Source organism: Spirillospora sp. NPDC127506, from assembly GCF_040302145.1.
Taxonomy (GTDB): Bacteria; Actinomycetota; Actinomycetes; order Streptosporangiales; family Streptosporangiaceae; genus Spirillospora.
Window position 1 is genome coordinate 36,490 of record NZ_JBEORG010000039.1, and the last position, 20,614, is coordinate 57,103.

Below are 20,614 nucleotides of genomic sequence, written 5' to 3' on the forward strand. Positions count from 1 at the left end.
TAACTTCGGGGCACGCCCACCCCGGGAGGTCCCAAGTGCGCAAACTCATCCCGCTTCTGGCCGCCACCGTGCTCGCCGCCGCCGCGTGCGGCTCGTCCGGCGGGTCCGGCGGCGGCTCCACCCTCAAGGTCGGCTTCATCGAGTCCCTGACCGGCAACTACGCCCCGCTGGGAGGTGAGGCGAAGAAGACCGTGGAGCTCGCCGTCGAGCAGATCAACACCGCGGGCGGCATCGACGGACGCAAGATCAAGCTGATCACCCTCGACGACAAGACCGCTCCGGACCAGGGCGTGCTGCACTTCAACAAGCTCAAGTCCGAGAAGGTCACCGCGATCATCGGCTCGACGTTCTCCAACGTCGGCCTGGCGGTGGAGCCGCTCGCCGAGCGGGAGAAGATCCCCTACATCTCGCTGAGCCCGGCGGACGAGCAGGTCGACCCGATCCGCAAGTACACGTTCGTGGTCCCGGCGATCTCGTCCACCTACGCGCAGGCGATGCTGTCGTACTTCAAGGCGCACGAGATCAGCAAGGTCGCGGTCGCCTACGACACCAAGAGCGCCTACGCCAAGGCGGGCTTCGCCGGCATGCAGAAGTACGCGGGCCAGTACGGCGTGCAGATCGTCAAGGAGGAGACGTTCGAGACGACCGCCTCCGACTTCAGCCCGCTGTTCACCCACGTCCGCGACTCCGACGCGCAGGCCCTCGTCGCGTGGGCGAGCGGCCCGCCCGGGGTCACCATCGCCAAGCAGTACCCGTCGTCGGGGCTCAAGCTGCCGCTCTTCATGACCGGCTCCCAGGCCAGCAAGCTGTGGCTCGACCCGGTCGGCAAGGCCGCCGAGGGCGTGTACGTCCAGTCGGCCATCGGCGTCGTCGGCGACTACCTGCCGGACGGGAAGCTGAAGCAGTCCGTCCAGGAGATGTCCGGGCCGTTCAAGCAGAAGTACGGCTACGAGCCGCCGCAGTTCGCGATGGACGGCTACGCCGGCGTCAAGCTGCTCGCCGCGGCGATCGAGAAGGCCGGCACCGACCGGGAGAAGATCCGGGACGCGCTGGAGAGCCTCACCCTGGTCACCCCGTGCGGCCAGTACACCTACTCCAAGACCGACCACTCCGGTCTCAAGCCCACCGACATCTCGATGAACCAGGTCAAGAACGGCAAGCTCGTCCCCACCGAGTGGTCGGTGAAGCAGCTCGCCGAGACCGCGAAGGCAGCCGGATGACGGCACTGCTGGAAATCGGCGGCGTCGGGCGCGCGTTCGGCGGCGTGTACGCCGTCCGCGACGTCGCGATGACGGTCGCCGAGGGCGAGACCCGCGCCGTGATCGGACCGAACGGCGCGGGCAAGTCCACCCTGTTCAACCTGATCAGCGGCCATCTCGCCGCCGACCACGGCACGCTCGCCTACGCGGGGCGGCGGATCGACCGGCTGCCCCCGCACGCGCGCGCCCGGCTCGGCATCGCGATCGTGTTCCAGGGCGCCCGGCTCTTCCACGGGATGACCGCGCTGGAGAACGTCATGGTCGGCGCGCACGCCCGCACCCGGCACGGCTTCCTGGCCGCCACGCTCCGGCTGCCCGCGCACCGCCGCGAGGAGGCCGCGATCCGGGCGGACGCCCTGGCCGCGCTCGACCGGGTCGGGCTGCGCGACTGGGCGCACCGGTCGGCGGACGTCCTGCCGCTCGGGCAGCAGCGGTCGCTGCAGGTGGCGCGGGCCCTGTGCGCGCGCCCCCGGCTCCTGCTGCTGGACGAGCCGGCGTCCGGGCTGCGCGCCGGCGAGCGGGAGGCCCTCGCGCAGCTGATCGAGGGCCTGCGCGCGGAGGGGCTGACGATGATGCTCGTCGAGCACGACGTCGCGTTCGTCGCCCGCCTCGCCGACCGGGTCGCCGTCCTGGACCTCGGCCGCCTCATCGCCGAGGGCACCCCGGACGAGATCCGCGCCGACCCCGCCGTCATCGCCGCGTACCTGGGGGAGGCAGCATGACAGCGGTGATCGAGGTGTCCGACCTCGTCGTCCGGTACGGGACGGCGACCGCGCTCGACCGGGTCGGGCTCACCGTGCGGGCCGGGGAGCTGGTCGCGCTGATCGGCCCGAACGGGGCGGGCAAGACCTCGCTCGTCAACGCGGTCCTCGGCGTGCTGCGCCCGGCGGCGGGCCGGGTGGACCTGGGCGGGCGCGTCGCGCTCGTCCCCGAGGGGCGGCAGATGTTCGACGACCTGACCGTCGAGGACAACCTCGCCCTCGGCGCCTGGCGCCGCCGCCGCGCGAAGGGCGCGCGCGACACCGAGCGGGTGTACGAGGTGCTGCCGCGGCTCGCCGAGCTGCGCGGGCGGCGCGCCGGGTCGCTGTCGGGCGGCGAGCAGCAGATGGTCGCGTTCGGGCGGGCGCTGATGGCCGAGCCGGACGCGATCGTCGTGGACGAGCTGTCGCTCGGCCTCGCGCCGCTCGTCACCGCCGGGCTCGCCGAGCACCTGCGCCGGCTGAACGCCGAGCGGGGCCTCGCCGTCCTGCTGATCGAGCAGAACGCGCGGCTGGCGCTCGACCTGTGCTCGCGCGGCTACGTCCTGGAGGCGGGCCGCATCCGCGCCGAGGGCACCGCCGCCGACCTCGCGGCGGGCCCCGACCTCGCCGACGCATACCTCGGCGGGCCCGCCGGCACCGAGGAGGGGACATGAGCGCGTTCCTGCAGTACCTCGTCTCCGGGATCGCCGTCGGCTGCGGCTTCGCGCTGCTGGCCAGCGGCCTCGTCGCGATCCACCGGGTGACCCGGGTGGTGAACTTCGCGCAGGGCATGTTCGCCGTCGTCGGCGGCATGACGGCCGGGTCGCTGCTGGCGGCCGGGCTGCCGCACGGCGCGGCCGAGGCCGGCGCGGTGGCCGTCGCGGGCGCGGTCGGGCTCGCGGTCGGGATCGCCGCGACCGGGAAGCGCGGCACGTCCCCGCAGTCGGCGCTGATCGTCACGCTCGGGATCGGCTTCCTGGCGTACGCGGTGGAGATCATGATCTGGGGCGACAACCCGCGTTCGCATCCCGGGCTGCGGGGCGCGGTGACGCTGTTCGGCGCGCATGTGCAGAAGCAGTCGTTCCTCGTCATCGGGGTCGCGGCCGCCGTGTTCGCGCTGCTCGCCCTGTTCTTCGGGCGCACCTACGCGGGCAAGGCGCTCAGCGCGTGCGCGTCCAACCCGTACGCGGCGCGCACCATGGGGATCGACCCGGTGCGGATGGGCCTGGTCGCGTTCGCGCTCGGCGGGATGCTCGGGGGCCTCGCCGGAGTGCTGCTCACGCCGCTGCAGCCCATCTCCTACAACAGCGACGTCCTGCTGATCACCAACGGGTTCGCGGCGGCGGTGCTCGGCGGCCTGAACCGCCCGGTCGTCGCGCTCGCCGGGGCGCTGACGCTCGGCGTGGCGGAGTCGATGGTCGCGGGCTACGGCGAGGCGTCCTACCAGACCGTCGTCGCGCTGGCGCTGATGCTGGCGATCATGATGGTGCGGGCCTCGCGGAGGACCGCGCTGCAGGAGGAGGCCGCCCGATGAGCGTGTCCGTCCGCAAGTCCCCGCCGGCGGCCGCCGCGGCCGTGCGCCGGCGGCCCGCGCCCGGGGCGCTCATCGCGGCGGCCGTCGCCGCCGCGGCGCTGCTCGCCCCGGTGCTGCTGCCGGAGACGCAGGTGTCGGTGTACGTGCTGCTCCTGCTGGCCGCGATCGTCGTCGTCGGCCTGTCGATGCTGATGGGATTCGCCGGGCAGGTCTCGCTCGGCCAGGCGGCCTTCACCATGATCGGCGGGTACACGGCGGCGCTGAGCGCGACGCACGGCGTGCCGACCTGGCTCGGCCTGCTGCTCGCGCCGGTCGTCGCGGCGGGGTGCGCGGCGCTGGTCGGCGGGCCGCTGCTGCGGCTGCGCGGCCACCAGCTCGCGTTCGCGACCCTCGCCGTCCAGCTCATCCTGCTCAGCCTCGTGGGACGGCAGGACTGGACGGGCGGCGACATCGGGCTGCAGGGCGTGCCGCGCCTCCAGGTCGCCGGGTACGAGTTCGCGGGCGAGATCTCCTACGCCTACCTGGCCCTCGCCGCGCTCGGGCTGGTCGTGCTGGTCACCCGGAACATCGTGGCGTCCCGGCCGGGGCGCGGGCTGCGGGCGCTCGCCACCAGCGAGGTCGCGGCGGCGTCCTCCGGGGTGCCGGTCGCCGTCTACAAGCAGGCGGTGTTCAGCCTGTCGGCCGCGTTCGCGGGGCTCGCGGGCGGCGTCTACGCCTTCTACATCGGCTACGTCGCGCCCGGCTCGTTCCCCGTCCTGCTGTCGTTCGAGTACGTCGTGATGGTCGTCGTCGGCGGCGCCGGGACGATCTGGGGCGCGCTCGCCGGTGCCACCGCCATCACCCTGCTGCTCCAGCTGCTCAACGACATCGGCACCCGCGAGGGGATGCCCGCGTCGGCGCCGGCCGTCCTGTCCTACGCGGTGTACGGGCTGCTGCTCATCGCGGTGGTGCTGTTCCTGCCGAAGGGGCTCGTGCCGTCCGCCACCGCGTGGTGGGATCGCCGCACGGCCTCGAAACCCGCGGAGGGGTGACGCGCATGCGCAACGAAGGACTCGGGTCGTGGCCCGCGCGCCGCGCCCGCAAGACCCCGCGAGCGGCCGCCCTCGTCCACGAGGGCGACTCGCTCACCTACGCCGGCCTGCTCGACCGCGTCGCGCGCCTCGCCCGCGGGCTGCGCGGGCTCGGCGTCCGGCCCGGCGACCGGGTCGCCTACCTCGGCCCGAACCACCCGTCGTTCCTGGAGGCGCTGTTCGCGACCGGGATGCTCGGCGGGATCTTCGTGCCGCTCAACACCCGGCTCGCCGGCCCCGAGATCGCCTACCAGCTGGACGACTCGGGCGCGTCCGTCCTCGTCCACGCGCCCTCGCACGCCGAGCTCGTCGGCGGCATCTCCGGCGGCCCGGTGCGGGAGCGCGTCCCGCTCGGCGGCGGGTACGAGGACCTCCTCGCGGGGGAGGACGGCGACCCGCTGGACCTGCCCGTCGCGCTCGACGACCCGTGCATGATCATGTACACGTCCGGGACGACCGGGCGGGCCAAGGGCGCGACGCTCACCCACGGCAACATCACCTGGAACGCGATCAACGTCCTGATCGACCACGACCTCGTCGCGGGCGAGGTGGCGCTCGTGTCGGCGCCGCTGTTCCACACCGCCGGGCTCAACATGCTCACGCTGCCGGTGCTGCTCAAGGGCGGGACGTGCGTGCTCGTCGCCGCGTTCGACCCGGCCGAGACGCTCCGCCTGGTCGAGGAGCACCGGGTCACGTTCATGTTCGGGGTGCCGACGATGTTCGAGCGGGTCGCCCGCGAGCCCGGCTGGGAGGCCGCCGACCTGTCGTCGCTGCGCATCCTGACCTGCGGCGGCGCGCCCGTCCCGCCGCCCCTCATCGAGACCTACCAGAAGCGGGGCCTGACGTTCCTGCAGGGCTACGGCATGACCGAGGCCGCGCCCGGCGTGCTGTTCCTGGACGCCGAGCACGCCGTGTCGAAGGCCGGGTCCGCCGGGGTGCCGCACTTCTTCAGCGACGTGCGCGTCGTCGGCCCGGACATGGCGGACGCGGCGCCCGGCGAGACCGGCGAGGTCGTCGTCCAGGGGCCGCACGTCATGAGCGGCTACTGGGGGCGGCCCGCCGACACCGCCGCCGTGCTCCGCGACGGCTGGTTCCGCAGCGGCGACGCCGCCCGCCTCGACGAGGACGGCTACGCCTACATCGTCGACCGCATCAAGGACATGATCATCTCCGGCGGGGAGAACGTGTACCCGGCGGAGGTCGAGCACGCGATCCTCGCCGCCAACCCCGCGGTGGCCGAGTGCGCGGTCATCGGCGTCCCGGACGCGACCTGGGGCGAGGCGTGCCGCGCCGTCCTCGTCCCGCGCCCCGGCGCGGACGTGGACCCGGCGGAGGTGATCGCGTCGCTGTCCGGCAGACTGGCCCGCTACAAGATCCCCAAGTCGGCGGTCCTCGCCGCGGAGCTTCCCCGCAACGCCGCCGGGAAGATCCTGAAGGCGCGGCTGCGGGAGGAGCACGGCGACCCATGACGGCGGGCGGCGGAGGCGCGCGCCGGCCGGCCGGCGGCGGCCGGCCGACGGTCACCAGCCGCGTCCTGGACATCCTGGAGGCGTTCTCCGCCGAGCGCGACGCGCTCACCATCACCCAGATCAGCCGGCGCGCGGGCCTGCCGCTGTCCACCGCGCACCGGCTGGTCGGCGAGCTGGCGTGCTGGGGCGCGCTCGAACGCGACGCGTCCGGGCTGTACCGGATCGGGCTGCGGCTGTTCGAGGTCGCGGCCCTCGCGCCCCGCGGCCCCGCGCTGCGCGCCGCCGCGATGCCGTTCCTGGAGGACCTGTACGAGGCGACGCACGAGAACGTCCACCTCGCCGTCCTGGACGGCCTCGACGTCGTCTACATCGAGCGGATCTCCGCCCGCGACGCCGTGCACGTGTTCTCCCGCGTCGGCGGCCGGTGGCCCGCGCACGCGACGGGCGTCGGCCTGGCGATGCTCGCGCACGCCGACCCCGCGCTGCAGGAGCGCGCCATCGCCGCGCCGCTGCGCCGCTTCACCGACCGGACGATCGGCACCGGCGCGGAGCTGCGCCGCGTCCTCGCCGAGGTCCGCCGCGCCGGCGTCGCCATCAGCGACGGCCAGGTGGAGACGTTCGCGCTGTCGGTCGGCGCGCCCGTGTACGGCCCGGACGACACCGTCGTCGCGGCGGTCGCGATCGTCGTGCCGTCCGACGGATGGGACGCGCGGGCGCTGATCCCCGTCGTGCGCGCCAGCGCCCGCGGCATCTCCCGCGCGCTCGGCGCGCCCCGCGCGCTGCGCCCGCCGGAGACGGCGCTGCACAACCGCTGACCTGTTCCTCCACTTCCTCCACCGGACTTCTTCCGTTGGACGGAATCGCTGTGGCCCGGGTCACCCTCCCGCCGCGATGGTCGTCACGACCCTGCCAACCACCCCTGCCATCCACCCCTGCCAGTCACACCCGCCATCGACGGAGGAGCGACCCATGGTCTTCGCACGCAACCAGTGGTACGTGGCCGCCTACGCCCGGGAGGTCGGCGACGGACTGCTCGCCCGGACGATCTGCGGCGAGCCCCTCGTCCTGTACCGGACGCGGGCGGGGGAGCCGGTCGCGCTCGCCGACCGCTGCGTGCACCGGCGCTTCCCGCTGTCGGAGAGCCACCGCGACGGCGACCGGATCGTCTGCGGCTACCACGGCTTCACCTACGCGCCCGACGGCGCGTGCGTCGCGGTGCCGGGGCAGACCCGCGTCCCGCGCACCGCCCGCGTCCCCGCCTACCAGGTCGTCGAGCAGGACTCGTTCGTCTGGGTGTGGATCGGCGACGGCGAGGGCGACGCGTCCGCGATCCCGCGCGCCGCGTGGTTCGACTCGCCCGAGTACACGACCGTCCGCGGGATGGAGCCGCTCGCCGCCCGGTACGGACTGCTCGTCGACAACCTGCTCGACCTGTCGCACGAGACCTACCTGCACGCCGGCTACATCGGCACGCCCGAGGTCGCGCAGACCCCGATCAACACCGAGGTGGACGAGGAGGCGGGCATCGTCTACGTCAGCCGCCGCATGAAGGACGTGGAGTGCCCGCCGTTCTACTCGCGGTCGACCGGCATCGAGGGGCGCATCGACCGCTGGCAGGACATCGAGTACCACCCGCCGTGCCTGTACCTCCTGCACAGCCGCATCGCGCCGACCGGCGTGGAGCCCGGCCCGGACGGCGACGACTCCCGGGCGTTCCACGTCGAGGTCGGCTACGCCATCACCCCGGAGACCGAGACGAGCACGCACGACTTCTGGCTCGTCGCCCGCGACTTCGCCCTGGAGGACGAGGAGGTGTCGCGGTTCCTGGCCGAGAGCAACCGCACGGTCGTGCTGCAGGACGTGGAGGCGCTGAACGTCCTGGAGAAGGTCATCGCGTCCGAGCCGGAGGGCTACCAGGAGCTGTCCATCAACATCGACACCGGCGGCCTCGCCGCCCGCCGCATCCTGGCGCGGCAGACGGCCCGATGAGCACGGGCCGCGGCGGGGGACCGGGCGGCGGACCGGGCGGCGGACGCGGTGGCGAGCGGCTGCGGGTGGAGTGGTCGCCGGGTTCGGACACCCTGACCGGCATCTGCCACTGCGGCGCCCAGCACACCGCCGGGGACCCGGTCGAGATCTGGGCGTGGCTCCTCGCCCACCCGGAGCATCCCGCGCCCTGAGCTGCCGCTTCGCCGGGGGCCGCCGCCATCCCGATGTGCTGCCTTCACCGGGATAGTTAGCTTAGGCTAGCCTTATACCGTGTTGTCCCCCGCACGAACCGGCCCGCCGCGATCCCCGGTGAAGAAGGGCGGGCGGCTCGGCGCCCACCTGCTCTGGCTGCCCCTCCTCACGGCCGTGCTCCTCGCGACGGTGCTCGCGAGCCTCGCGATCGGCGCCGGGGACGTCCCGTTCGGGCGGGTGCTCCCGGGCGTGCTCAGCCCGGACGACGGGTCCCGGGCGGAGCTGATCGTCCACGAGCTGCGGCTGCCCCGCACGCTCCTCGGCATCGCCGTCGGCATCGCGCTCGGCCTCGCCGGCGCGGTGATGCAGGCCCTCACCCGCAACCCGCTCGCCGAGCCGGGGCTGCTCGGCGTGAACGGCGGCGCCGCGTTCGCGGTCGTCCTCGTCATCGGCCTCGCCGACGCCGGCGACCCGCTCGTCTACGTGTGGGCGGCGTTCGTCGGCGCGGCGGGCGCGTCGGTCCTCGTCTACCTCGTCGGCGCGCGGGGCCGCGGCGGCGCGTCGCCCGCGCGGCTCGTGCTCGCCGGCGCGGCCCTCAACGCCGTGTTCAGCGCGATGACGGCCGGGGTCATGCTGTTCACCCCGTCCAACTTCAACGGCTTCCGGTTCTGGCAGGTCGGCTCGCTCGGCGGGCGGGAGCTGGCGGTGTTCCACCGCGTGCTGCCGTTCGTGCTGGCGGGGGCGATCCTGGCGCTGCTGCTCGCCCGCCCGCTGAACGCCCTCGGCATGGGCGACGACGCGGGCCGCGCCCTCGGCTCGAAGCCGGGCCGGACGCGGGCGCTCGGCGCGCTCGCCGTGGTGCTGCTGTGCGGGTCGGCGACGGCGGCGGCCGGGCCGATCTGGTTCCTCGGGCTCGCCGTCCCGTTCATCGTCCGCACGCTGGTCGGGCCCGACCAGCGGCTCGTCCTGCCGTACTCGCTGCTGCTCGCGCCCGTGCTGCTGCTCGGCGCCGACATCATCGGCCGGGTCGTCGCGCCCGGCGAACTGGAGACCGGCATCGTCACCGCGTTCTTCGGGGCGCCGCTGTTCGCGGTGATGGTCCGGCGGGGAAGGACGCGCGACCTATGAGAGTGCTGCGCGCGGGCGGCGTGTCGCTGCGCTGGGAGCCGCGGGCGGCGGCGGTGTGCGGGGCGCTGGCGGCGGTCGCGGCCTGCGCCGCCGTCCTCGTCGTCGGGTCGGGCGACTTCCCGATCTCGCCGCCGGACGTGGTGCGCGCCGTGACCGGGCAGGGCGACCGCGCCACCGAGTTCATCGTGCGGACGCTGCGGCTGCCGCGCGCCGCCACCGGGCTGCTCGCCGGGCTCGCGCTCGGCCTCAGCGGCGCGATCTTCCAGAGCATCTCCCGCAACCCGCTCGGCAGCCCCGACCTCATCGGCTTCACCACCGGCTCGGCGACCGGCGCGCTGCTGCAGATCCTGGTGTTCGGCGGCGGCGCCGTCGCGATCACGGTCTCCTCGGTCGCGGGCGCGGTGCTCACCGCCCTCGCCGTCTACCTGGTCGCCTACCGGCCGGGCGGCGGCGTGCACGGCGTCCGGCTGGTGCTGATCGGCGTCGCGGCGGCGGCGATGCTGGAGGCGTTCAACTCCTACCTCATCACCCGCGCCGAGCTGCACGAGGCGTACGAGGCCGGGTTCTGGCTCACCGGCAGCCTGAACGGGCGCGACTGGGACCAGGCCGTCCCGCTCGCGCTCGCCGTCGCGGTGCTCCTGCCGGCGGCGCTGCTGCTCGCCCGGCCGCTCGGCATGGGGGAGCTGGGCGACGACGCCGCGCAGGCGCTCGGCGTGCCCGTCCAGCGGACCCGCGCGCTGCTCACGGTCGCCGGGGTGGGCCTCGTCGCGGCGGCGACGGCGGCGGCGGGCCCGGTCCCGTTCGTCGCGCTCGTCGCGCCGCAGCTCGCCCGGCGGCTGACCCGCCGGCCCGGCGCGCAGCTGCTGCCCGCCGCGCTGACCGGCGCCGCCCTGCTGGCATGCAGCGACCTCATCTCGCTGCACCTGCCGGTCCAGGTGCCGGTGGGCGTCGTCACCGGCGTCCTCGGCGGCGCGTACCTGGCCTGGCTGCTGTCCACCACCGGACGTAAGGGGACGACATGACCCGGCTGCGCGCGGACGACCTCACCCTTTCCTACGAGAAGCGCGTCGTCGCCGAGGGGCTCGGCGTGGAGATCCCCGACGGGTCGTTCACCGTCATCGTCGGGCCGAACGCATGCGGGAAGTCGACGCTGCTGCGCGCCCTCGCCCGGCTGCTGCGTCCCCGCGCGGGCACGGTCTACCTGGACGGCGAGCCGATCACCGCGCTGCCGCCGAAGCGGCTCGCACGGCGGCTCGGGCTGCTGCCGCAGTCGCCGCTCACCCCGGAGGGCATCACCGCGGGCGACCTCGTCGCGCGCGGCCGCTACCCGCACCAGAGCCTGCTGCGGCAGTGGTCGCGGGAGGACGAGGCGGTCGTCGCCGAGGTGATGGACGCGGTCGGCGTCGCCGACCTCGCCGACCGGGTGGTGGACGAGCTGTCCGGCGGGCAGCGGCAGCGGGTGTGGCTCGCGCTCGTCCTGGCCCAGCAGACCGGCATCCTGCTGCTGGACGAGCCGACGACGTACCTGGACATCGCCCACCAGATCGAGGTCCTGGACCTGTGCGCGCGCCTCCACGAGGAGGGCCGGACGCTCGTCGCGGTGCTGCACGACCTCAACCACGCCTGCCGCTACGCCACCCACCTCATCGCGATGCGGGACGGCGAGGTGCTCGCCGAGGGACCGCCCGCCGAGATCGTCACCGCCGACCTGGTGGAGCGGGTGTTCGGGCTCCCGTGCCGCGTCATCCCGGACCCGGAGACCGAGACGCCGCTGATCGTCCCGGCCGGGCGGCGGCGGGCGTTGACGGCCGAAACCCCCTGATTTAGGTTAGCCTTACCTAATCTTGAGAGGGGTTCCGTGCTGACCTGGGAAGAGCTGCACACCGCGCTGACCGACGTGCTGGGCGAGGAAGCGGGAGCCGGCGACAACCTCATCGAGCTCGGGATGGACTCGATCCGGCTGATGCGGCTGACCGGGCGGCTGCGCCGCGCCGGCATCGAGATCCGCTTCGCCGAACTGGCCGAACGCCCCACGCTCGCCGGATGGTGGGAGCTGCTCGCCGCCAAGGGCCAGGTGGAACCGGCCGCCGGGCCGCCCGCGAAGGGCGAGGCCGGTGTGTCGCCAGCGGACGTGTCGCCAGCGGACGTGTTGCGGGCGGACGTGTTGCGGGCGGACGTGTTGCGGGCGGATCTGTCGCGGGCGGAGATCGAGCCGGACGGGCCCTTCCCGCTGGCGCTGATGCAGCACGCGTACTGGATCGGCCGCGACTCCGGCCAGTCGCTCGGCTCCGTCGCCGCCCACCTGTACGTGGAGCTGGACGGCCGCGCCATCGACCCCGCCCGTTTCAAGGACGCCGTCCGCGCCCTGGCCGCGCGGCACCCGATGCTGCGCGTCGCCGTGTCCGACGACGGCACGCAGCGGATCCTGCCCGAGCGCCCCGGGCCCGCCGTGACCGTCCACGACCTGCGCCCGGCGGACGATCCGGACGCCGAGCTGGCGCGGATCCGGGCCGAGATGTCCGAGCAGCGCCTCCCGATCGGGGACGGCCGCGTCTTCGACGCCCGCCTCAGCCTCCTGCCCGGCGGCACCGCCCGCCTCCACCTGGACGTCGACATGGTCGCCGCGGACGCGATGAGCTACCGCGTCATGCTCGCCGACCTCGCCGCGCTGTACGAGGGCGAGGCGCTCGCGCCGATCCGCTACGGCTACGCGCGCTACCTCGCCGACGACCCGCGCGCCGCCGCGCGCGAAGAGGACCGGCGGTGGTGGGCCGAGCGCCTCGCCGACCTGCCCGGCCCGCCGGAGCTGCCCGTCGTCCCCGAGCCGGGGAACCGGGTCGAACGCAAGCACCACTGGCTGGCACCCGACGACAAGGCCCGGTTCATCGCACGCGCGCACGCCGAGGGCGTCACCCCGGCGATGGCGCTGGCGGCGGTGTTCGCCGAGGTCATCGGCACCTGGTCGGCGACGCCGCGCTTCCTGCTGAACCTGCCGCTGTTCCACCGCGAGCCCGTCCACCCCGACGTGGACGCGGTCGTCGGCGACTTCACCGGCTCCATCATGCTCGAAGCCGACCTCACCGAGAACCTCACGTTCATCGAGCGGGCGCGCGCGCTCCAGGCGAACCTGCACACCGCCGGCGCGCACAGCGACTACTCGGGCCTGGAAGTGCTGCGCGACCTGTCGCGGCAGCGCGGCGAGCAGGTCCTCGCCCCGGTCGTCTACACGAGCGCGCTGAACCTGGGCGAGCTGTTCGGCGAGCGCGTCCGCGAGCACTTCGGCGAACCGGAGTGGATCATCTCGCAGGGCCCGCAGGTGCTGCTGGACGCGCAGGTCACCGAGGTGTCCGGCGGCCTGCTGCTGAACTGGGACGTGCGCGTCCCGGCGTTCCCGGACGGTGTCGCCGAGGCGATGTTCGCCGCCTACACCGACGCGATCGCCCGCCTGGGCGCGGACGGCGCCGACTGGTCGGAGCCGCTCGGCGTCGCGGCGCCCGCGTCGCAGCTGCGCGTCCGGAACGAGCTGAACGCGACCCCCGCACCGCCGCCGCGGACGCTGGCCGGCGGGTTCTTCGAGCACGCCCGCCTCCGCCCGGACGCCCCGGCCCTGCACTGGGGCGACGGCGGCACCCTCACCTACGGCGAGCTCGCCGACCGCGCCCTGCGGATCGCGTCCGCGCTCGTGGCGGGCGGCGTGCGTCCCGGCGACCGCGTCGCGATCGAGCTGCCGAAGAGCCCGGCGCAGGTGACCGCCGCGCTCGGCGTCCTCGCCGCCGGTGCCGCCTACGTCCCGATCGGCCCCGAGCAGCCGGACGCCCGCCGCGCCAAGATCCGCGCGAGCGCCGGGGTCGCCGCGTCCCTGGTCCCCGCCGGTGAGCTCGGCGTCGGCGTCGGCGTCGGCGTCGCGGGCGGCGGCTCGGCGCCGGCGGCCGGGCCGATCGGCGCTGAACCGCTGCCCGAACCGGTGGCCGAACCGCTGCCCGAACCGCTGCCCGAGCCGCTGGCCGAGCCGCTGGCCGAGCCGGTGGCCGTCCGCCCCGACCAGGTCGCGTACGTGCTGTTCACGTCGGGGTCGACCGGGGAGCCGAAGGGCGTCGAGGTGCCGCACGGCGCGGCCATGAACACCATCGGCGACCTGGTCGAGCGGTTCGCGATCGGGGAGGACGACGTCACCTTCGCCATCTCGGCGCTCAACTTCGACCTGTCGGTGTTCGACCTGTTCGCGGCCTGGTCGGCGGGCGGCGCGGTCGTGCTGCCGGGCGAGGACGAGCGGCGCGACGCCGCACGCTGGGCCGAGCTGGTCGACCGGTGGTCGGTGACCGTCCTGAACTGCGTCCCGTCCGTGCTGGAGATGCTGCTGAACGCGGGCCGCCCGGAGAGCCTGCGGCTCGTCCTGCTGGGCGGCGACTGGGTCGGCACGCACCTCCCCGCGCTGCTGGCGGAGCGCGCGCCGGGCTGCCGGTTCGCGGCCCTCGGCGGGACGACGGAGACGGCGATCCACTCCACGGTGCAGGAGGTCGCGGGGGAGGTGCCGTCCGACTGGCATGCCGTCCCGTACGGGGTGCCGCTGCGCGGCGTCGCCTGCCGGGTCGTGGACGACCTCGGCCGCGACCGCCCCGACTGGGTCGCGGGCGAACTGTGGATCGGCGGCGCCGGGGTCGCGGACGGCTACGCCGGTGACCCGGAGCGCACCGCCGACCGGTTCGTCGTCCACGGCGGCGTCCGCTGGTACCGGACGGGCGACCTGGCCCGCTACCGCCCGGACGGCACCATCGAGTTCCTCGGCCGCCGCGACCACCAGGTCAAGGTGCGCGGCTTCCGCATCGAGCTCGGCGAGGTCGAGGCCGCGCTGCAGGACCACCCGGAGGTCGGCCGGGCCGTCGCGCTGCTGGCCGGCGGGCGCCTGGCCGCCGCCATCGTGGCGTCCGGCGGTATCGATGGGGTGCTGGAGCACGCCCGCGCCCTCCTCCCGCCGCACATGGTGCCGGAGCAGCTCATCCGGGTGGACGAGCTGCCGCTCACGCCGAACGGCAAGGTCGACCGCAAGGCCCTGACCGTGCTCGCCTCCGCCGAGAAGGGCGAGGCGCCCTACGCCGAGCCGGCGACGGCGCTGGAGAAGGTGCTGGCCCGGATCGCCGGCGAGGTCCTGGGAGAGGAGCGCGTCGGCGCGGACGCCGACTTCTTCGCGCTCGGCGGCGACTCGGTCCTCGCGACCACGGTGATCGCGCGGCTGCGGGAGGCGCTCGACACGACCGCGCTGCCGGTCCGGGTGCTGTTCGCCGAGCGGACCGTCGCGCGGGTCTGCCGCCGCTTCACCGAGCTGGAGGACGAGCCGGGGCGGCTGGAGGCCGTCGCCGCGATCTGGCTGGAGGTCGAGGCGATGACCGAGGAGGAGCTCGCCGCCCGCCTCGGATGATCGGCCCGCCTCGGATGATCGGCCCGCCACGGGTGATCGGCGCGCCTCGGCTGATCGGCTCGCCTCGGGTCAGCCGGCTTCGGGTTCGGGCTCCGGGCGCATCGTCGCCGTCCGGAGCCCGGTCAGGGTCAGTGCCAGTGCGAGCGCGAGGACGGCACTGACCGTCCCGTACAGGACGATGGCGGGGCCCGGCGCGAGGTACCGGCCGAGGGCCCCGGCCCCCAGCGACCCGACCGCGCCGCCGCCCGTCTCCTGCGCCGCCCAGAGCGCGTTGACGCGTCCCAGGTGCGAGTCGGGCGTGTGGGACTGGATCAGTCCGTACCGCAGGATCTCCTCGATCGACTGGACGAACCCGTACGCGAACAGGATCGCGACCGCGAGCGCCGGATGGCGGGCGAGACCGAGGCACGCCAGCGCCGCGAACCCGGTCACGGACGCGACGAGCAGCGCCAGCCCCGGCGCCCTCGCCGACCCGGCCCATCCGCTCGTCACCGACGCGAGCACCGCCCCGCACGCGGGCGCGGCGAACAGCAGCCCGACGGTGGTGGCGCCGCCGTCCAGGCTCCGCTCCGCGAACGCGGGCATCAGCACGGGGATGCCGCCCGCGACCATGAACAGCAGGCCGAGGAGCATCAGCGACCCCACGACCCGGTGGGAGGCGACGAACCGGAACCCGTCCCCGATGGCCTTCAGCGGGTTGCCGGGCGCCTCCGCGGTCTCGGGCTTGAGCACCGGGAGGGTGGTGAGCAGCCCGATCGTGCCGAGGGTGCCGGCCGCGGCCGCCGCGTAGTTCCAGCCGACGCCGAACGCCGACACGACGACGCCGCCGAGCGCGGGCGAGGCCATCGACCCGAGCCGGACGGTGAGGGCGTTCAGCGCGCCCGCCGCGACGAGCTTGTCCGCGGCCACCAGCGCGGGCGTCGCGGCGAGCAGCGCGGTGATGCTGACGCCGGTCATCAGGCCGTCCCACGCGGCCAGGACGTACAGGGCGGCGAGCGACGGAGACGGCAGGAACGCGTTCAGCGCCAGCAGCACGAAACCGATCCCGGCGGCCGTGCGGGCGCGCAGCATGAGCCGCCGCCGGTCGTCCTTGTCGGCGAGCACGCCGCCCCACAGGAACCCGGCGAGCAGCGCGAACCCCTCCGCCGCCGACACCCCGCCGACGTGCACGGTGGAGCCGGTCAGGTCGTACACCTGCACGGGCAGCGCGACGGCCAGCATGCCGATCCCGAAGACCGAGACGGTGCGGGCAATGAACACGTTGCGGAACGGCCTGCTGTCGCGCAGCGGACTGATGTCCATGGCCAGTCGCCGGAGCATCCTCGGGGTTCTCCTCTGCCGGGGGAGTAGCTAAGGTAAGCCTAGCCTTAGTTGATCGTGAGAAATCGCGGAGAGATCAGGAAGAGATCGTGGAGAAGAGGACGAACCGGTGCAGCGGACGCTGATGAACGGAAAGATCCACCGCGCGACCGTCACCCAGGCGGATCTGCACTACGTGGGCTCCCTGACGATCGACGCGGACCTCATGGCCGCGGCCGACATCGTCGAAGGGGAGCAGGTCCACGTCGTGGACATCACCAACGGCTCCCGTCTCGTCACCTACGCCATCACCGGTGAGGCGGGCAGCGGCGTCATCGGGATCAACGGCGCCGCCGCACGCCTGGTCCAGCCCGGCGACATGGTCATCATCATCACGTACGCGTCCGTGGACGAGGTTGAGCGGGACCGGCACGAGCCCCGCGTCGTGCACGTCGACGCCGTCAACCGCATCGTCGCCCTCGGCTCCGACCCGGCCGAGCCGGTCCCCGGCGCCGCCGCCCAGATGGCCGGGCGGTGAGCATGGACGGCTTCACGCCCTGGCCCGCCGACCTCGAAGCCCGCTACAAGGCCGAGGGCTACTGGCAGGACCGCGTCCTCGGCGACGTGCTGCGCGGCGACCCGTCCGCCACGGCCCTCGTCGCGGGCGACGACCGCCTCAGCTACGCCGAGCTGGACGCGCGCGCCGCCCGCGCCGCCGCCGGCTACCTCGCCCTCGGCATCGGCCGCGGCGACCGCGTCGTCGTCCAGTTGCCGAACACGACCGCCTTCGTCATCACCTTCCTCGCCCTCGTCCGCATCGGCGCGGTGCCCGTCCTCGCCCTGCCAGCCCACCGCGAGAGCGAGATCCGGTACCTGTGCGAGCTGTCGGAGGCCAGCGCCTACATCTGCGCCGACCGCGACGGCGACTTCGACTACCGCGCCATGGCCCGCACCCTCCCCGTGGACCGTATGATCGTGGACGGCGACGCGGAGGAGTTCACCCCGCTCGCCTCCGTCGACGCCGAGCCCGTCGAGTTCACGCCCCCGTCGCCGTCCGACATCGGCGTCTTCCTGCTCTCCGGCGGCACGACGGGCCTGCCGAAGCTGATCCCGCGGACGCACCGCGACTACGTCTACAACCTGGAGGCCAGCGCCGAGGTCTGCGGATTCACCCCTGCCACGGTCTACCTGGTCGTCCTGCCCGCCGCGCACAATTTCGCCCTGGCCTGCCCCGGCATCCTCGGCGTCTTCGCCACCGGCGGCACGGTCGTGCTGTCCCCGTCCGGCTCGCCCGACGAGGCGTTCCCCCTCATCGAACGCGAGCGCGCCACGGTCTGCGCGGTCGTCCCGCCGATCGCCCTGGTCTGGCTGGACGCGGTGTCCTGGCAGGAGGAGGACATCTCCTCCCTCGAACTCCTCCAGGTCGGCGGCGCGAAGTTCGCCGCCGAGCGCGCCGCCGAAGTCCCGGGCACCCTCGGCTGCCAGGTCCAGCAGGTCTTCGGCATGGCCGAGGGACTCCTCAACTACACCCGGCTGGACGACCCCGCCGACCTCATCGAGCAGACGCAGGGCCGCCCGCTGTCGCCCGCCGACGAGATCCGCATCGTCGACGAGGACGGCGAGCAGGTGGCGCCCGGCGAGGTCGGCGAACTCCTGACCCGGGGCCCGTACACCCTGCGCGGCTACTACCGCGCCCCCGAGCACAACGCCCGCTCCTTCACCCCGGACGGCTTCTACCGGACCGGCGACCTCGTGCGGCGGCTCCCGTCCGGCCACCTGATCGTCGAAGGCCGTGAGAAGGACCAGATCAACCGGGGAGGCGACAAGGTGTCCGCCGAGGAGCTGGAGAACCACCTGCTCGCCCACCCGGCCGTCCACGACGCCGCCGTGGTGGGGATCCCCGACCCGATGATGGGTGAGCGGACCTGCGCCTTTCTTATCATCAGGGACGGCGGAAAGGCCCCCACCCTCCTGGAGGTCAAGGAGTTCCTCCGCACCCGCGGCCTGGCCGCCTACAAGTTCCCCGACCGCCTGGAGACCACCGACGCCTTCCCCCGCACCCCCGTAGGCAAGATCAGCAAGAAGACCCTGGCGGCCCGAGTGGCACCCGCCTGACCGTCCCCGTCCCCGTCACCCGCCGGTCGGCGGGGACAGGCGGTCGGCGGCGACAGGCGGCGACGGGCGGCCGGCGCCCTCACAGCCAGATGATGACGCTCAGGGTGGGGGCGTGGATGAACCGGAAGGCGCTCTTCGCCCTGGCCGCCGCGTCCGGCCGCGGCGGCGACACGGCGGTGGTCGCGACGACGTACCGGTCCTGGCTCCCCACCTGCCCGACCTGAGCGCCGCCCGGCGGTTCGGTGTCGCCACCCGGCACGAAGCGCAGATCGGTGTGCCGCAGTTGCCGCGCGGCCTCACGCGCCGCGGCCGCATCGCCGAACTTCATGACGTGGCTGCTGACCAGCACCCCGTCCGGGGTCTTGAACGCGATCTCGATGCGCCCCTCGCACCCGAGCCGGCGCGTGACACCGCGCCCCTGCTCGGTGGTCGCACCGGCGCGGCAGCCGTTCTCGTCGTCGAAGACCTCGGCCGCCGTCCGCTCGTAGGTCTCGGACTGCCCGTTGTAGGCGTTGGTGAACCGGATGTCATCGTCGTAGAAGGTGTTCACCTCGAACGCCGGACCGCTGCCGGGCACCGAACCGGTGGCGATCAACGGAATGGCGACCGGCGCCGTCAGAATGGCCACCCCGAGAACGCCGGTGATGGAGCCGATCGCGATGCGCCACCGGCGCTCCCGCCTTTCCCAGCGCCGCACATGGTCGGTACTCGGTACGACCGGCACGGAAGAGCCGAGCGCCGCCAGCCCACCGGTCTCCTCCTCGGGTGCGGGCGGCGCCTCCGCCCGCACGACCACGGTCTTGGCGCGGCGGTCGTGCAGGCACTGCCCGAGGCGCTCGTCGCTCCGGTGCGCCCACGGATCGGTGAACAACGGAACGGACGACGTCGACCGAGAGACGCCGTACCGCTGGAAAGAGCGGCGCCATCCCGGCACCCGCCTCCCGTCCTCCCGGCACACGACGCGGATACCGGCGACCCGCTGCCCGAGCGTGCAACCCCACCGTGCGATCCCGCCGACCCGCAGCAGGGCCGGAGCGGCGATGGCGAGAAGCATCGCCGGAACGGCCACCCAGAGGAGCTGGGAAGAAGAGGCGTCCTCGGCCAGGAAGACGGACAGGTACATGGGCGACACGACCACCAGCAACACCACGGCGGCCACGACGAAGTCGACGACCCGGGCCGCGACACGCTGCCGCGTACTCGCCAGAACCCGAACGACCCGCCCGTCCTCGTCCTGTGCCTGCCGAGGCGGAGTCCCAGCCGGGAGATACACCGGAGAAGCCATGAGGCCATATGCAACCACAGCACCGCGCGCCCCAGAACTTTTTAGCACCGAATGCGCATCACCGTGGAAGGTGATCATCGCCGCTCAGAGCGGCTTGATGAGTAACGTTCGATCAGATGGATCGGACGGATTCGAGGAGACGAACCCACTCCTGGCGCGTCAGTTCCAGTATCGGCGCTGCTCCCTGCGCTTTGGAATCGCGGATGCCTACGGTGCCAGCGGGGCCGGCGGCCACTTCCACACAGGTGCCGTTGGGCTCGCTGTAACGAGACTTGCGCCAGTTGGTGAATCTGCTGGTCATGGAGTTCCTGTCTAGTCGTTCGGCTCTCGCGCCGCCTCGATCAGGAGCATCTTGCTGTCTTCAGGGGACAGAGTCGCCCGACGGAGATACTCATACCTGCGTGTATACCGTTCAACCTCTCGCGGCTCGGTGTAGACGAGGTCAGCCGTGATGGTATCCACCACGGCCATGGGCGGGTCGTCCTGATCGGGAAAGGTATAGAGGGTGAAGGTCGAGCGGGGAAGCAGCGTGCCGACCAGCCGCGCGTTGACCGGCAGGATCCGTAGGGTCAGCTGCGGCTCGGTTTCCAGCATCTTGATGACGTGGCAGAGCTGGGCTCTCATGATGTCGTCTGGGACGGTGAGCCTCCGTATGACTACCTCGTCCACGACCACTTCGTATACCGGGCCGTCGGGTCGGAAGATCGACCGAACACGCTGAAGCCGGGCGTCCGTCATCTTCTTGGGGCTGAAGTCGAGCGGACCTTCAGCTTTCGTCAGGCCGATCAAAGCTGCGATGAAGTCTGGGGTCTGGAGGACACCCGGCATGGCGCTTTGGTTGTACTCACGAATGGTGGCAGCGCCCGACTCGATGTCGGCGTAGAGCCGCTGACGCGCGCCCATGGCGTCGCCGTAGCGGTCCCACCAGCCCCTTTCGGAGGCGGCGGAGGCCAGGCGGATGATGGTCATGCTCTCGTCGTCCGAGATCTCGAGCGCATCCAAGATCTTGACGACGTCACCTACGCCTCGATCCACCGGGTGATTGCTGTTCAGGTTGCGGAAACGACAAAAGGGATGCCCCGTGGCCTGCGATGATGGGCTTGTCTAAGGTCCAGCAG

Annotated in this window: 19 protein-coding genes; 15 read left to right on the plus strand and 4 right to left on the minus strand. The window is 73.4% G+C overall.

Going from position 1 to position 20,614, the window contains the following annotated elements:
• Nucleotides 1-35 precede the first annotated feature (35 nt).
• From ABTW95_RS28910 to ABTW95_RS28970, 13 genes are all read left to right on the plus strand, one after another.
• Complete coding sequence (locus ABTW95_RS28910; protein ID WP_396448574.1) at nucleotides 36-1,220, plus strand: ABC transporter substrate-binding protein; 1,185 nt, start codon at nucleotides 36-38, stop codon at nucleotides 1,218-1,220.
• A complete protein-coding gene (locus ABTW95_RS28915) occupies nucleotides 1,217-1,981 on the plus strand; it encodes an ABC transporter ATP-binding protein (protein WP_396448575.1) in 765 nt (254 codons plus the stop codon). The genes ABTW95_RS28910 and ABTW95_RS28915 overlap by 4 nt, the downstream gene beginning before the upstream one ends.
• Nucleotides 1,978-2,673 (plus strand): ABC transporter ATP-binding protein, encoded by a 696-nt coding sequence (locus tag ABTW95_RS28920; protein WP_500227927.1) that lies wholly within the window; start codon nucleotides 1,978-1,980, stop codon nucleotides 2,671-2,673. Before ABTW95_RS28915 ends, ABTW95_RS28920 begins: the two co-directional genes overlap by 4 nt.
• Nucleotides 2,670-3,533, plus strand: a complete 864-nt coding sequence (locus ABTW95_RS28925) for a branched-chain amino acid ABC transporter permease (RefSeq protein ID WP_396448577.1) — start codon at nucleotides 2,670-2,672, stop codon at nucleotides 3,531-3,533. Before ABTW95_RS28920 ends, ABTW95_RS28925 begins: the two co-directional genes overlap by 4 nt.
• Nucleotides 3,530-4,564, plus strand: a complete 1,035-nt coding sequence (locus ABTW95_RS28930; protein WP_500227928.1) for a branched-chain amino acid ABC transporter permease — start codon at nucleotides 3,530-3,532, stop codon at nucleotides 4,562-4,564. The genes ABTW95_RS28925 and ABTW95_RS28930 overlap by 4 nt, the downstream gene beginning before the upstream one ends.
• Before the next feature lie 5 nt (nucleotides 4,565-4,569).
• Nucleotides 4,570-6,072, plus strand: coding sequence for an acyl-CoA synthetase (locus ABTW95_RS28935; protein WP_500227929.1), 1,503 nt, complete (start codon nucleotides 4,570-4,572; stop codon nucleotides 6,070-6,072).
• Nucleotides 6,069-6,887 carry an IclR family transcriptional regulator gene (locus tag ABTW95_RS28940; protein WP_500227930.1) on the plus strand — a complete coding sequence of 273 codons (819 nt, stop codon included), beginning with the start codon at nucleotides 6,069-6,071 and terminating at the stop codon, nucleotides 6,885-6,887. The genes ABTW95_RS28935 and ABTW95_RS28940 overlap by 4 nt, the downstream gene beginning before the upstream one ends.
• Before the next feature lie 154 nt (nucleotides 6,888-7,041).
• Nucleotides 7,042-8,061, plus strand: coding sequence for a Rieske 2Fe-2S domain-containing protein (locus tag ABTW95_RS28945; protein WP_089327440.1), 1,020 nt, complete (start codon nucleotides 7,042-7,044; stop codon nucleotides 8,059-8,061).
• Nucleotides 8,058-8,252 carry a hypothetical protein gene (locus ABTW95_RS28950; RefSeq protein WP_500227931.1) on the plus strand — a complete coding sequence of 65 codons (195 nt, stop codon included), beginning with the start codon at nucleotides 8,058-8,060 and terminating at the stop codon, nucleotides 8,250-8,252. The genes ABTW95_RS28945 and ABTW95_RS28950 overlap by 4 nt, the downstream gene beginning before the upstream one ends.
• A gap of 79 nt (nucleotides 8,253-8,331) precedes the next feature.
• Nucleotides 8,332-9,381 (plus strand): FecCD family ABC transporter permease, encoded by a 1,050-nt coding sequence (locus ABTW95_RS28955; protein ID WP_500227932.1) that lies wholly within the window; start codon nucleotides 8,332-8,334, stop codon nucleotides 9,379-9,381.
• Complete coding sequence (locus ABTW95_RS28960) at nucleotides 9,378-10,403, plus strand: FecCD family ABC transporter permease (protein ID WP_089327443.1); 1,026 nt, start codon at nucleotides 9,378-9,380, stop codon at nucleotides 10,401-10,403. Before ABTW95_RS28955 ends, ABTW95_RS28960 begins: the two co-directional genes overlap by 4 nt.
• The gene (locus tag ABTW95_RS28965) at nucleotides 10,400-11,203 is read left to right on the plus strand and encodes an ABC transporter ATP-binding protein (protein ID WP_500227933.1); all 804 of its coding nucleotides are present in this window, start codon (nucleotides 10,400-10,402) and stop codon (nucleotides 11,201-11,203) included. The genes ABTW95_RS28960 and ABTW95_RS28965 overlap by 4 nt, the downstream gene beginning before the upstream one ends.
• Before the next feature lie 36 nt (nucleotides 11,204-11,239).
• Complete coding sequence (locus ABTW95_RS28970; protein ID WP_500227934.1) at nucleotides 11,240-14,797, plus strand: non-ribosomal peptide synthetase; 3,558 nt, start codon at nucleotides 11,240-11,242, stop codon at nucleotides 14,795-14,797.
• A 69-nt stretch (nucleotides 14,798-14,866) separates the two neighbouring features.
• Here the strand turns inward: ABTW95_RS28970 and entS are convergent, their stop codons facing one another.
• Nucleotides 14,867-16,117 carry an enterobactin transporter EntS gene (gene entS, locus ABTW95_RS28975; RefSeq protein ID WP_500227935.1) on the minus strand — a complete coding sequence of 417 codons (1,251 nt, stop codon included), beginning with the start codon at nucleotides 16,115-16,117 and terminating at the stop codon, nucleotides 14,867-14,869.
• A 109-nt stretch (nucleotides 16,118-16,226) separates the two neighbouring features.
• Here entS and panD point away from each other — a divergent pair, with 109 nt between their 5' ends.
• Both panD and ABTW95_RS28985 read left to right on the plus strand, forming a co-directional pair.
• The gene (gene panD, locus ABTW95_RS28980; protein ID WP_500227936.1) at nucleotides 16,227-16,634 is read left to right on the plus strand and encodes an aspartate 1-decarboxylase; all 408 of its coding nucleotides are present in this window, start codon (nucleotides 16,227-16,229) and stop codon (nucleotides 16,632-16,634) included.
• A 2-nt stretch (nucleotides 16,635-16,636) separates the two neighbouring features.
• Nucleotides 16,637-18,211 carry a (2,3-dihydroxybenzoyl)adenylate synthase gene (locus tag ABTW95_RS28985; RefSeq protein WP_500227937.1) on the plus strand — a complete coding sequence of 525 codons (1,575 nt, stop codon included), beginning with the start codon at nucleotides 16,637-16,639 and terminating at the stop codon, nucleotides 18,209-18,211.
• Nucleotides 18,212-18,290: 79 nt separating this feature from the next.
• On the opposite strand, the gene ABTW95_RS28990 is transcribed toward ABTW95_RS28985, so the two are convergent.
• The 3 genes from ABTW95_RS28990 to ABTW95_RS29000 are packed head-to-tail and all read right to left on the minus strand — an operon-like array spanning nucleotide 18,291 to nucleotide 20,531.
• Nucleotides 18,291-19,574, minus strand: coding sequence for an RDD family protein (locus ABTW95_RS28990; RefSeq protein ID WP_500227938.1), 1,284 nt, complete (start codon nucleotides 19,572-19,574; stop codon nucleotides 18,291-18,293).
• A 34-nt stretch (nucleotides 19,575-19,608) separates the two neighbouring features.
• Entirely contained in the window at nucleotides 19,609-19,797 is a 189-nt protein-coding gene (locus tag ABTW95_RS28995) for a DUF397 domain-containing protein (protein WP_089327450.1), read from the minus strand.
• 11 nt (nucleotides 19,798-19,808) lie between these two features.
• Nucleotides 19,809-20,531: a DUF5753 domain-containing protein gene (locus tag ABTW95_RS29000; protein WP_500227939.1), complete on the minus strand. Its 723-nt coding sequence runs from the start codon at nucleotides 20,529-20,531 to the stop codon at nucleotides 19,809-19,811.
• Between the last annotated feature and the right edge of the window lie 83 nt (nucleotides 20,532-20,614).